Annotated in this window: 10 protein-coding genes; 6 read left to right on the top strand and 4 right to left on the bottom strand. The window is 62.4% G+C overall.

Features of this window, described 5'->3' with window-relative positions; genetic code table 11:
• The first annotated feature begins 163 nt into the window (after positions 1-163).
• The gene (locus CLV47_RS17310; RefSeq protein ID WP_202862662.1) at positions 164-1,429 is read left to right on the top strand and encodes a DNA cytosine methyltransferase; all 1,266 of its coding nucleotides are present in this window, start codon (positions 164-166) and stop codon (positions 1,427-1,429) included.
• A 54-nt stretch (positions 1,430-1,483) separates the two neighbouring features.
• Entirely contained in the window at positions 1,484-2,581 is a 1,098-nt protein-coding gene (locus CLV47_RS17305) for a DUF3644 domain-containing protein (RefSeq protein ID WP_202862661.1), read from the top strand.
• Positions 2,582-3,028: 447 nt separating this feature from the next.
• Here CLV47_RS17305 and CLV47_RS17300 read toward each other — a convergent pair whose 3' ends face one another.
• The 3 genes from CLV47_RS17300 to CLV47_RS17290 form a co-directional block, all read right to left on the bottom strand.
• Positions 3,029-4,264 (bottom strand): IS256 family transposase, encoded by a 1,236-nt coding sequence (locus tag CLV47_RS17300; protein WP_106350373.1) that lies wholly within the window; start codon positions 4,262-4,264, stop codon positions 3,029-3,031.
• A gap of 215 nt (positions 4,265-4,479) precedes the next feature.
• Complete coding sequence (locus tag CLV47_RS17295) at positions 4,480-4,815, bottom strand: hypothetical protein (protein WP_106350372.1); 336 nt, start codon at positions 4,813-4,815, stop codon at positions 4,480-4,482.
• Positions 4,816-4,862: 47 nt separating this feature from the next.
• The gene (locus CLV47_RS17290; protein ID WP_272946810.1) at positions 4,863-4,994 is read right to left on the bottom strand and encodes an Hsp20/alpha crystallin family protein; all 132 of its coding nucleotides are present in this window, start codon (positions 4,992-4,994) and stop codon (positions 4,863-4,865) included.
• A 481-nt stretch (positions 4,995-5,475) separates the two neighbouring features.
• On the opposite strand from CLV47_RS17290, the gene pdxR reads away from it, so the two are divergent.
• The 4 genes from pdxR (at position 5,476) to CLV47_RS17270 (ending at position 10,435) form a co-directional block, all read left to right on the top strand.
• Positions 5,476-6,903, top strand: a complete 1,428-nt coding sequence (pdxR, locus tag CLV47_RS17285) for a MocR-like pyridoxine biosynthesis transcription factor PdxR (RefSeq protein WP_106350370.1) — start codon at positions 5,476-5,478, stop codon at positions 6,901-6,903.
• Between the two features lie 427 nt (positions 6,904-7,330).
• On the top strand, positions 7,331-8,557 hold the full coding sequence (locus CLV47_RS17280; RefSeq protein ID WP_202862660.1) for an MFS transporter: 1,227 nt from the start codon (positions 7,331-7,333) through the stop codon (positions 8,555-8,557).
• 39 nt (positions 8,558-8,596) lie between these two features.
• Positions 8,597-9,181, top strand: a complete 585-nt coding sequence (locus CLV47_RS17275) for an NAD-dependent epimerase/dehydratase family protein (RefSeq protein ID WP_106350368.1) — start codon at positions 8,597-8,599, stop codon at positions 9,179-9,181.
• Between the two features lie 399 nt (positions 9,182-9,580).
• Positions 9,581-10,435 (top strand): HAD family hydrolase, encoded by an 855-nt coding sequence (locus CLV47_RS17270; RefSeq protein WP_202862659.1) that lies wholly within the window; start codon positions 9,581-9,583, stop codon positions 10,433-10,435.
• A gap of 71 nt (positions 10,436-10,506) precedes the next feature.
• Here the strand turns inward: CLV47_RS17270 and CLV47_RS17265 are convergent, their stop codons facing one another.
• A complete protein-coding gene (locus tag CLV47_RS17265) occupies positions 10,507-11,373 on the bottom strand; it encodes a helix-turn-helix transcriptional regulator (RefSeq protein ID WP_146135419.1) in 867 nt (288 codons plus the stop codon).
• Between the last annotated feature and the right edge of the window lie 979 nt (positions 11,374-12,352).

The raw sequence follows: 12,352 nt of genomic DNA, 5'->3' as shown, positions 1-12,352 counted from the left end.
TGTGGACGATAAGACCACGGACTATAAGTCACATCGTTAGGACACTAGATTCGCGCGCGAACACAATATGTAGACTATTAGTCACATTCGCCGGTGGTCCCTTACTCTGTCGTACTTCGCGGCTATGGTCACAGCACAGCAGCGCGAACCAAAGGAGCAAAGTGTGGCAAAGCGCACGGCGGTATCACTATTTTCGGGGTGCGGAGGCTTCTGCGAGGGTGTTCGCCTCGCGGGGTTCGACGTGCAGGCGGCCGTTGAGATCGATCGTTTTGCATCATCCACCTACCGTGAGAATTTCCCGGAAGTGCCACTCTTCGAAGGCGACATTCACGCGTTCCTTAACGATTCGCACGCCGACTGGACCGACGATGAGTCCAAGCGTTTCGGGCACTTAAAGGATGCCGAAGTGGACCTTCTCTTCGGGGGGCCTCCGTGTCAGGGATACAGCCAGATCGGAACTCGCATCCTTGACGACCCGCGTAACGAGTTGTACTTGCAGTACATCCGCGTGCTGAAGCAACTTCGGCCCAAGGTTTTTCTTATGGAGAATGTCCCTAACATGCTGTTGCTTGCCAAGGGGAGGTTTAAACGCGAGGTTCTCGAAGCCTTTGCTGCCGCTGGATACACGAACTCAGGCGTGACGGTCGTATCGGCCGCGGATTACGGGGTGCCACAGGTCCGCCGTCGCGCAATTTTCTTCGGAATCCGCGATGGCGAGGATGCCGGCGGAACAGCCGAAGACCTGATCGCGAAGTTCCTCAAGGAACAGGAACGTCCTGCCCCGACAGCGTGGGCGGCAATCCGTGACTTGCCCGAGCGGACTGCTATCCATTACGAGAATCTTACTTACCCACGCTCGAGCGCCAAGTCGCCTTTTCTAGATGAGATGCGTCTGGACCGCGACGGTGAGCGATATACGGCTGTTGACAAGGTAGCGGCTCAAGGTGTTGAGCGGCGCATGCTTAGCAACCACCACACGAAGGAGATACGGGCGCGGAGAAAAGCGCTCATCGCCCTCCTTGAGCCTGGAGCCAAAGGCGACAGCCTGCCCAAAGATGTCTGGGACGGGCTGCGGCCAGAGAAGTGGCGCCGCTTGCCGGTCGATCGTCCCGCTTACACAATTCTGGCTCAGATGCACCGCGATCTGTCCGAGTGGGTTCACCCAAAGTTCGAGCGTTGGATCACCGTGCGGGAGGCCGGCCGATTGCAGTCGTTCCACGACGGCTTCGTGTTTTACACGAGCGAGTGGCAGATGCTTAAGCAGATCGGCAACGCGGTTCCGCCATTGTTGGGTCGTGCGGTCGCCGCCTCGGCTATCGAAGTCCTGGACAGAATCGACGAGGACGCCACGACGCTTGATCTAGGAGAAGCCGAGCTGGAGCGCAGGTCCACGCGGTTCGAGACGCTGGCAGTAGTCCAGCGAACCTAAGGCCGTCTAACGTGATCTTCGCGCCGTACCTAAACCCCAGGATCGCTGCGTGACTTGCGTAGCATCGCCGCGTGTGGCGGTTTTCTGATGGCCCGGCCACCGCGCTGGCAAGCGACGCTCGACGCCAGCATCGAGGAAGTGTGTTTGGCTGTACGGCTCTATAACGATCCGGCTGAGACCCGCTCCTTTGAGGGGTTTGTCGTCCATATGCACCTGGCCTGGCTGTATCTGTTACACGCCGAGTTCATCCGCGACGGAGTCGACTACCGCTACTGGGATGACCGTTACAAGAAGCGGCTACTTCGCGTCGACGGCGAACCGAAGTTATGGGAACTTGAACGATGCGCTAAGGAGCGCTGGACGGATCCCACAGACCCCATGGCGGCAAACCTACGTCTCTTCATTCGGTTGCGGAATCGGCTCGAGCATCGTCACGCGCACGCGGATGCCGCGCTGATGCTCAACCTGGCCGGCCACTCCCATGCGCTGCTGATCAATTACGAGACCGAGCTAACCGCGGGATTCGGTGCGGACCGCTCGTTGGCTCTGCGCCTACGCGTTCCACTGTTTGTCGGAACGTTCACCTCGCAGGGCGAACATGCACTTCGTCAGTTTCGAAAGACCCTGCCAACAGATCTGAATGGGCTCCTCACTGATTACTTCACTGATCTTGGCGACAAGGTAACCAATGATTCGCGCTTTGAGTTTAGGCTCCGAGCCACCGTTGAGCTTGCCCCCAAGGATCCTGACGCCGTAGCAATCCAGTTCACGCATCTCAACGACATGACCGACGACGAGAAGGCGGCGGTAGAACGGATGGGCCATAAAGGGCAAGTCATCATCCGCGACCGGCGACAGCCCATATCCGGCATGGGCATGCTCTCCGGCAAGGCAGCGACCGACGAGGTCCAGGCGGGCTTGCCGTATCGCTTTAACGCCAATCATTTCACCGCTGCGTATAAGCGATTGAATGCCCGCCCCGGTCGGGGAGCGCCCGATCCCGACCACACTAACCCCGACTGGTGCGTCTATGACGAACCGACCGGCTGGTATCGCTATACGAAGGGGTACGTCAAATACCTCACCAAGAAGTGCGGCACTCCCGAGGGCTTCGAGGAAGTCACCGGCTTGAAAGCCCGGCGGAAGCCCTAGGATGCCCGTCAGGGGACGTCAATAGCCGCTACTTCAGCGGCTGCGCGCTGGGGCTTGCGGCTGACACCTTGACCCCGGCCCGCAGGTGGGCATGCTTTAGGCGTGTGTCGAACGTACGTTTTGCATGTTGACGCTCGTCATCGCCATATTTTGACAAGAACAGACCGCAAGAGTAGTGGTTCCGGATCGTGCATCAGATGCGATTCGCCAAGGTCTACCTTACGTAACGTCGATTCTCGGCGTACTGCATCCTGTTGTAAGCGACCGGGTGTCCCCCGCGTGGGGTTGGTCTTCGGCGTGGAGTTGAGGAGGGCTGCTCCCCGGCCCGTGGGGAGGTACGCCAACCGGCGTGTGCGTCGCATGGTGGTCGTCAGACGCTTCTTTTGGTGGGTGACGTCCCGCTGAGTGGTGGAGTTTCTCGACACCGTGCGGGTCAGTGGTTTCAGATTATGCCGCGCTGATTTCGGGCATGACTTCGACCTCCTTCTCGGGGTTGTTCATGGCGGCGAGTTCGGCCATGGACGCGGTTGAGAAGTAGCGTCGGTCGCCGGCTTCCCACTCGTCGTGCTGCTCGAGCAGGACAGCGCCGGCCAGCCGGAGCAGGGCTGCGGGGTTCGGGAAGACACCGACGACGTCGGTGCGGCGTTTGATCTCCTTGTTGACCCGCTCCAGCGGGTTCGTTGACCAGATCTGACGCCAGTGTTTGTGCGGGAAACCGGTGAACGCCAGCAGATCTTCCTTCGCCTCATCGAGCATGCCCGCGACTTTAGGATGCGACCGCGCAAGCATCCGGGAGACCTCATCGAACTGGGACCGCACGTGCGGGGCATCGGGTTGAGCGAAGATCGTACGAATAATCGACGCGACCATCTCCTGAGTGCCCTTGGAAACGACCGACAAGACATTGCGCATGAAATGAACACGGCACCGTTGCCAGCCCGAGCCCTGCAACACCGCGGCAATAGCGTTCTTCAGGCCGGTGTGAGCATCAGACATCACCAGCTGGACCCCGCCGAGACCGCGGGATTTCAGCGACCGCAGGAACTCGGTCCAGAACGCTTCGTTCTCGGTGTCCCCGACGTCAAACCCCAGGACCTCACGGCGACCGTCCGCGGCGATACCGACCGCGACCACGATCGCCTGGGACACGACCCGGTGATTGACGCGAGCTTTGCAGTACGTCGCATCAAGGAACACGTAAGGGAACCCCATCGCCCCCAGATCGCGGCCGGTGAACGCGCCGACCTCCAGGTCCAGATCAGCGCAGATCCGGGACACTTCAGACTTCGAAATCCCCGAATCAGCTCCGAGAGCTTTAACCAGATCATCGACCTTTCGGGTGGAGATGCCATGCAGATAGGCCTCCATCACGACCGCGAACAGTGCTTGGTCGACCCGCCGGCGGCGCTCTAGCAGGGACGGGAAGAAACTGCCCCGGCGTAGTTTGGGGATCTTCAGTTCCAGGTCGCCGGCGGTAGTGCTCAATGTCCTGGCGCGGGTGCCGTTGCGGACGGTGGTGCGATCAGCGGTGCGTTCATACTTATCGGCGCCGATCACGCTCGCGGCCTCAGCATCGATCAGTTCCTGATAGAGCGTTTCGGTTACTGACTGGATCCGATCAGAAACATCGGTCAGCTTCAGTTGAGCCAACAGGGCAAGCAGGGCAGACTGATCAAGAGCCATCGTGTGTTGTGTCCTCTCGTGAGTACTTAGAGCGTTCTCACTGACCATCGCACGATGGCTCGCCTCATCGAAGACAAGGCCTGGAACTACACCACTCGAGGGGACGTCACCTTTTGGTGTCATTCGTGCGGGCGGAGCGAGCAGTCACCTCGTGGTAGTCGTGATGCCGATGCCGATCACCTTCCTTTCTCTCACCGGTAGCAATAGTGACTCTCTCACCGGTAGCAATAGTGACGAGCCTGGTGGGCGTCGCGGTAGGCCCGGCCAGGTGGTGAGCGTGGCCGGGCCCAGCCATCGGTCCCGGGCGCGTGGGCCCGCGGCAGTCCCGCGCGAGCGGTGGCGGTAGTGGCACGGACCCGGTCGGCGCCGGGAGTAGGCGCGACCGCGACGCGGGTCGATGGCGGGTCCGGGGGCTGCGCTGGCCATTCGGCGGCGATGATCGAGTCGAACTGCTCGCGTAGCCACTGCCGATCCTCGCGCAGCAGCACCAGGGTCTGCTGCGCGTCCGCGTCGTCCCTGCACCAGTAGCGGTGGTCGGTGGTGGTCTGCATGATCCTCACCTGCCCGTCGATCTGCTGGTCGCCAGGTGCTGGCGCGGCTAGGCGTTGATGGCCTCCCGGTCGCTGTTGCTGCTGATCTCGATTTTGCGGGGCTTGGCCTTTTCGGCGACCGGGATCGTGAGGGTTAGAACGCCGGTCTGGTAGCTGGCGTTGATCTTCTCGGTGCTCATGGATGGGCGGCGGAACGGCACACGATGTAGCGGATGGTGCATGTGGTGTGTGGTTTGTGGTTAGTTGCCGGGCAGCCAATCAGTTATTGCGTTCTACTACCCCTGGCCAGCAGATTGGTATTAGATAAGCGAGCACGCATCGATTTGGGACTCCGGGGGGGAGCCGCATCGATACCGTGCGAGGCTCGGCCAAAGATTAGATGGGGATCTACTCTTCGAGCATCCGGTAGAGGTGCCGCGGGGCCCCGCAACCATTCGTGGTTGCGGGGCCCCAGTGCATGTGGCGCAGCCTGCTGCGCGCAAACCCTTCGCCGCTGGGGCATCGACGGCGAATCAAGACCCGCAGCGCATCGGAAGCCAATGACAGCGCGGCGAAACGCTCAACGCGTCCTGAGCGAAAGGTCCGGGACTCCAGGGTGGTTTTGGATTGTCCTGTGTTGAGCGCGATGAACTATGAGGAGTGCGAGTAGGGTCCAAAAACATGACGAAACCGCAGACCACTGTGCGGACCGAAGTCCTTCCCAGGGTCGGCGTCGACCTTCATCTCGAGCTTCACGGCCCCCGATTGCGCGAAGGGCTGACCGATGCCCTACGCGCGGCGGTTCGCTCAGGGAGGCTCGTACCGGGTACCAGGCTGCCAGCTTCCAGAGCATTGGCCGATGACCTTGGCATCGCGCGGAGCACGGTCACGGAGTGCTACACCGCGTTGATCGAAGAAGGTTGGCTGACCGCGCGGCACGGATCAGGAACACGCGTGGCGGAACGAGCGAAACCGCTTCGTAACCCCGCGCAGAATGGTCGGACCGGGTCACGACGCCCATCCGCACACGGGCTCGGCCCGGGAGTGGCGGACTATGCGGAGTTCCCCCGCGCACCATGGCTAGCGGCAGCCCGACGCGCATTCGCAGCGGCGCCGCACACTGCCTTCGGATACGGCGATCCTCTCGGATGGTGGGAGCTACGCAAGACTCTCTCCGACTATCTGTCCCGAGTTCGCGGAGTGTATGCCGACCCCGGACAGATCGTCATCACCTCAGGCTTCCACCACGGTCTGTCCGTGATCGCGCGGGCGCTCAAGGCGCATGCGATTGACACCGTGGCCGTCGAAGGCTACGGCCTCGACATCTATCGAGCGGTGCTCAGAGACGAAGAAATGAACATCCCGCCACTGCGAGTCGATGAGAACGGTGCACGGGTACAGGACCTCACCTACCTGGCGGGAGTGAATGCGGTACTGCTGACGCCGGCGCATCAGTTCCCGACGGGTTTCGCATTGTCCACCGACCGCCGGAGCGCGGTTCTGGACTGGGCGCGCCGCAGCGGCGGAATGATCCTCGAAGATGACTACGACGGGGAGTTCCGCTATGACCGCAAACCCGTCGGTGCGCTGCAGGGCCTGGATCCCGATCACGTCGTCTACTTCGGAACCGCTAGCAAATCCATCGCGCCGGCGCTGAGACTAGCGTGGATGGTCGTACCTGAGTACCTCCTCAGTGCGGTCACGGAGGCCAAAGGGCGGGTCGATACGGTGAGCGTGCTGGACCAGCTGATCTTTACCGAGTTTATGAAGTCCGGCGCCTTCGACCGACATGTTCGGGGCAGACGGCAAAACTATCGTCGCCGCCGCGATGAACTCATCGAGGCCATCGAAGAGAGCGCCTCCAATGTTCGGGTCGCAGGCATGGCGGCAGGGTTGCAGGCCGTCCTGACCCTTCCCAAGGGTACGGAGGCACGGGTCCTCCAAGCGGCCGCACGACAAGGGTTGATCGTCGGTGGCCTCGGGGAGTTCCGTCACCCGTCGGTCGATGTACATCAGCCGTGGAGCGATGCGTTGGTCGTCAACTTCTCGGCTGTATCCGACAGCGCCTGGCCCGGAGCGTTGAGGACGCTCCGCAGCATTCTGCCGTAGTCCAGCGGATCAGCTCTCTTGCCAGACGGACAAAAAGCGATCTGCAAAAGGACACCTCGAGCGGTATGCGGCCGTCGACTTCTCACCTGTTGCCTGGAAACGTAGCGCAGGCAGAGGACAGCACCGGAAGGGCGCCGTCCCTGGTCGGGCGGAGGCACTCGAGCGTGCTACCGCAGAGCACGCGGGGACCTAGACGACGGTGAACCGAACGCACTCGACCTTGGGTTCGCGGTTGCATCCGCCATGGTTCCCGACCAATGGTCTGAGGCGGGTGCCGCGATTTTGTCGTTCTGATCCGCGTCAGGCAAATTGGTCTGCCCAATTGACCCAAAAGTGGACTAAACATGTAGACCGTTTCTCACTAGCGTGGAATTACAGCGGTCGGAAATCCACATCGGCCGCATTCCTCTCCTTACAAGGAGCTTTCGTGCTTTCTACTCAAACCGCGGCCCCATCTGGCGTCGTACCGAGGCCTCGCGCTTTGCCTGGCGGCCTTGCGATGACGGGCGCCGCCGTCGCGTTCGCCAGCATGTATCTTGCTGCTGGTGCGCTGACGCCTCTTCTTGTGGCGTACAAGCAGCAGTGGGGCTTCCCACCCGAGATGATCAACGTGGCATTCGCGGTTTACGCGATCGGGTTTCTTGCCGCTGCACTTATCCTCGGATCCCTCTCGGATTACATCGGGCGGCGCCCTGTGCTGATCGGTGCCCTGATCGTGCAACTCGCCTCGAGTGTCCTGTTCCTGGTGGGTACGGACGTCACCTGGGTCATCGCTGGGCGAATCGTCCAGGGAATTGCCGGCGGCGCCGCCACTTCCGCGTTCACGGCGACGCTGGTCGAGTTCGCCCCCGCGGGCAGGAAGAGAATTGGCACCGTGCTTGGCAGCATCGGTCTCACGGGAGGACTCGCTTTGGGGTCACTCCTGGCGGGGCTTGCGATACAGCTGACCCCGGCAGCGAACACCATCGTGTTCGTCGTGCTGATCGTGCTGACGATCCTCGGGGGCGTTACCGTGATCGCTTCGCCTGAAACGGTGACCTGCAGCCCAGGATGGCGTCGATCATTAACCCCGCGGGTCTCGATCCCGTCGTCAGCTCGCAAAGAGTTCTACGCAGCGGCCCCAGTGGTTGCGGCAGTCTGGATGCTGGCCGGTCTCTCAGGGGGCCTAGCGCCGAACATGGTGCGCAGTATCTTCTATCTCGACAGCCCATTCCTGGGCGGGTTCGCTGGATTCGTGGCGCCGGCGATGGCGGCCGGGATCGGGCTCGTCTTCGCCAAAGTGCCCTCGCGCCGGGCGATGCTCATCGGCATCTACGCGTCTATCGTCGGCGCCGCGGGGATCATCGGCGGGGTCTTCGCGGGGAGCCTGACGATCATGATCCTCGGACAGGCCGTCGCCGGCATCGGTTTCGGTGCGTCCTTCACCGCCGCCCTTCAGTTGCTCATCCCCCTGGTCACATCGCATCAACGCGCCGGGATCGTCGCATCGATCTACGTGGTGTCCTACCTCGCATTCGGTCTCCCCATCGTGAGCGAAGGGCAGCTCGTCGAACCACTCGGAGAGATCCCCGCCGTGGTCTGTTATACCGCCCTCACGATCCTCTTGGCTCTGTTGAGCCTCGTCGCTCAAGCACGACTCACACGCCGCGCCTGAGCGGCTATCAGCTCTACCAACATAGAAACGGAGAACACGATGTCCAGAATTTTTCTAGCCGGAGCATCCGGAGTCATCGGCCAACGTCTGATCCCGCTGCTCGTCGCCGCAGGCCACACAGTGGCAGGCATGACGCGATCGGCGAACAAGACAGATCGGCTCAAGGAGCTCGGCGCCCAGCCGCTCCTCGTCGACGTCTTTGACCGTGACGCGCTCATCGCCGCCGTCGTCGAATTCAAGCCAGACTTCATACTCAATGAGCTCACCGATCTGCCCGACGATGTGAACAGGATCGCGGAATTCGGTGACCTGAACGCCCGGATCCGCACCGAGGGCAATCAGAACATCATCGATGCGGCCCGCGCGAGCGGTTCACCGAAGATCCTCGCGCAGACCGTGGCCTGGGAGCTGCCCGACGGGCCCGACGCCCGCGCAGTGAAGCAGCTCGAGGCCACCGTCCTCGCCGAGGGCGGTGTCCTGCTCAGCTACGGGCAGTTTTACGGGCCCGGCACATACAACGAGAGTGGCATCCCCGCCGAGCCGCGCGTGGAGATCGACCGCGCCGCCGAGCGCACCGTTGCACTCCTTGACGCTCCCAGCGCAGTGGTGACCATCACCGACTGACTTACATCGACGAAGGAAGGTCGGAGCCTGCGCTGGCATACGACAGCGCAGCCCCGCTCGGGGCATGCTTTACCCGTCAACCAGGACAGTAGCGACGGATCGGCGAGATGCAATGGTCAGAGGCGCTCTGCCGTCGGCTACACCGACTCTGTGTGGCCTCATGCCAGCTACGTCGAAGGGGAGACGGCTATGGCGCAGGTATTGCGCAAGCTCGAACCGTCTCCTCGACCTGGATGACCCCGCGACGCGGTCAATGGAGACTGGGTCCAGCCGTCTACAGAAACTCGCGTTATCTGAGTTCGCAGTCCATCACCAAACGATCAGGAGTCTCTCTATGCCATCCGAGGCAACGGCAGCGGCAATGAATTCGCAGAGCCGCCCGACGTGGCGCGTGCGGGCATGCCCGACGATCGCCCGAGCGATGTCATGAAGGAACCGGGCAGCGTCGCTCAGGGTGCCTGGCTTGTCGCGATCGATCTGGACGGCACCACGATTGGCGAGACAGAGGAGGCAAGCCCGGCGGTGGTGACTCAACTTCGACGCATCGAACGGGTGGGTCACCACCTGCTCATCGCTACGGGTCGGTCGGCGGCAACGACTCTGCCCGTGCTCGACCGAATCGGAGTGTGGCCGGAGTACCTCGTCTGCTCAAACGGCGCCGTGATCCTGCAGCGGGATACTGCAGCGACGAGCGGGTATCACCGACTCCACGCGGCGGGTTTCCAGACCGCGGCAGTGTTGGAGGCGATCCGCGCGCATCTGCCAGAAGCGCACATCGCCGTAGAGGACGAGGCCGGCACCTACCGGTATACGCATCCATTCCCGCCCGCGACGACCGGGGCCGCCGAGGACCAGGTCATCGTGCCGTTCGAGACCTTGCTCGATGGTCGGGCGGTCCGAGTAATCGCGGTCCTCCCTGATCACGATGTCTCCGAGTTCAGGGTGAGCGTCGAACGGATGGACCTTAAGGGAGTGACGTTCTCGCTCGGCTGGACGGCCTGGCTTGATATCGCCGCGGAAGGCATCACCAAGGCGGTGGCAGCGGAGAAGGTTCGGGCGGTGCTCGATTTCGGCCGCGACCGCGTCCTCGCTGTCGGCGACGGCTTCAATGACATCGAGTTCCTGCAATGGGCAGGGCAGTTCGGGCGCGGGGTGGCTATGGGTCATGCTCCCAAAGAGCTTCGGGCCGTGGCGTCGGAGATCACGGGCACATTCGCTGAAGATGGCCTTGTGCGGGTCCTCGCGTCCCTCTGAACCGAACAACCCAAAGACCCTGAAGCCCCGCCGCTCTCGCGGCGAAGTCCCATCAGATGCTCCGAATACGGCTACAGCCAACCGCGTTCGACGGCGCGGATCCCGGCCTGAAACCGGCTGGTCGCGCCCAGCCGCTCCAATAACTGCGCGACGTGTCGGCGGAAGGTGCGTTCGCTGACCGCGAGCCGTTTACATGCGGCCTCGTCGGTCAGGCCTTCACTCATCACGCGGATTACTGCGAGTTCGATCTGGGTGGGGCGGCCGCTGGGTGCTGCCGGGTCGATCTGCTTCAGTTCCCGGCCGCTGCGAAATAGTCCCCAGGCAAGATGACGCAGCCCGATGACTAGGGCCGGCTCGGTGGTGATAATTGCGCCGTCACTGCGCCGGTCGCGCACGATCGGCACCACCGCGCGGGCGCCATCGGAGATGATCATTCGGTAGGGGACTGCGTCGGTGAACTGTACCTGCGCGCCGTCCGCGCAGATGGTAGTGGTGTATGTCCGGACTCGGGAGAGTTGCGCGAACTCGACGGGATAGACGATCCGTAGTCGTACTCCGCGCGCGAGCAGTGCCCGGTCTGCCGGCAGGGCGGCGTTGAACGCCTCGGCCGAGGGTGGTTCTCCGGCGTGCAGGCTGAGCAGTTCCCGGCCGGTGCGGTCCGCGAGCTGGGTGAGCCGCGCGCGTAAGACGGACAGGGCGGTTACTTGTTGAACCAGTAGCGCGGGATCTGGCTCTGGCTCGGTGAGCAGTCGGTCGAGAGCGGCGCGCCCGCCGAGCAGCTGCTGGTCGCGGGCGGACGCAGCGGCGTGGCGTCTGCTTAGCTCTCGTATCGCGTCATGATTATCGAAATCGGTCCCGCCAGCCGGTCGGTGCCGCGCCCACTCGTGCAGGTCTACGTCCCGCCGGGTTCGCGTCACGCTCGCGGGGGCTGCGCTCACGACTCGTCCTCCTCTCGGAACGGTTTTCCATGGTGAGCAGGGGAAACTATATTCACTCTAGGCTCGATGCCATTGCTAACCGCTGTTGTGAGGCGACTCATAGTTGAGGTTAGGGAACCTATGCCTTCTTTCCGCGTCTGCGCGCGCCTGGAGCGTGGAGAGACGATCTACGGTCGATGCGTTTGCCTCGGTCGTTCGGATCGGCGGACTACTCGAGATGGGGCGGCCGACGGCCCCGCGCCGGTACGAAAGTATTGGCGCGGGGCCTGTGACGTAGTCATAGCCACGGGTCTCATGTACCCACAACGGCGGCTGTAAAACGCCAAGAAGCCCCACCCGCTAATCACTAGTGGGGTGCTTGTGGTTTGGTGAGGCCCCCGAGCAATTCGGGGGGATTTGGGGGCCTCCGCGACTCGCCTCCGGGGGAGTCGGTCGCACGGCCTCGGAAGCGACCCCGAGGCCAGATGCCCCGGGAGCGACCCGAGACTTGCTAAGCCTACGCGGAAAAACGTGCGCACCGAAGATTCGACACGGATGTCGACTCGGTCACTTGACCAGACAAAGTTGCGTTTTCTACTACCGCTGACCAGCAGATTGGTATTAAATAAGCGAGCACGCATCGATTTGGGGACTTCGGGGGGAGCCGCATTGATACCGTGCGAGGCTCGGTCAAAGGTTAGATGGGGGTCTACTCTTCGAGCATCCGGTAGAGGTGCCGCGGGACCCCGCAACCATTCGTGGTTGCAGGGTCCCCGTGCTTTAGCGGGAGTCGAGACCGCTAGCAGTGCTACTCGGCAACGGTGGAGGCATACGTACTCGGGCCTCAGGTACGTCCCGCGGCTCAGTGATCACGAGTGTTGGGCAGTATTCGAGGAACTCGTCTCACGCAGCGCCGCGGTCACACTATCGACACCGACGACGCGGACCTGATTGCGGTGGCAGCAGACTTCGGGCTGCGCGTGTTCTAACTTCATGCCCG

This window comes from Antricoccus suffuscus, from assembly GCF_003003235.1.
Taxonomy (GTDB): Bacteria; Actinomycetota; Actinomycetes; order Mycobacteriales; family Antricoccaceae; genus Antricoccus; species Antricoccus suffuscus.
This window is presented reverse-complemented; position numbering and strand designations above follow the sequence as displayed.

Coding starts and splice junctions, on each gene's coding strand:
- CLV47_RS17295 (WP_106350372.1), bottom strand. CDS start 4,815: ATGCAGACCACCACCGACCACCGCTACTGGTGCAGGGACGACGCGGAC.
- pdxR (WP_106350370.1), top strand. CDS start 5,476: ATGACGAAACCGCAGACCACTGTGCGGACCGAAGTCCTTCCCAGGGTC.
- CLV47_RS17275 (WP_106350368.1), top strand. CDS start 8,597: ATGTCCAGAATTTTTCTAGCCGGAGCATCCGGAGTCATCGGCCAACGT.
- CLV47_RS17270 (WP_202862659.1), top strand. CDS start 9,581: ATGCCCGACGATCGCCCGAGCGATGTCATGAAGGAACCGGGCAGCGTC.
- CLV47_RS17290 (WP_272946810.1), bottom strand. CDS start 4,994: ATGAGCACCGAGAAGATCAACGCCAGCTACCAGACCGGCGTTCTAACC.
- CLV47_RS17300 (WP_106350373.1), bottom strand. CDS start 4,264: ATGGCTCTTGATCAGTCTGCCCTGCTTGCCCTGTTGGCTCAACTGAAG.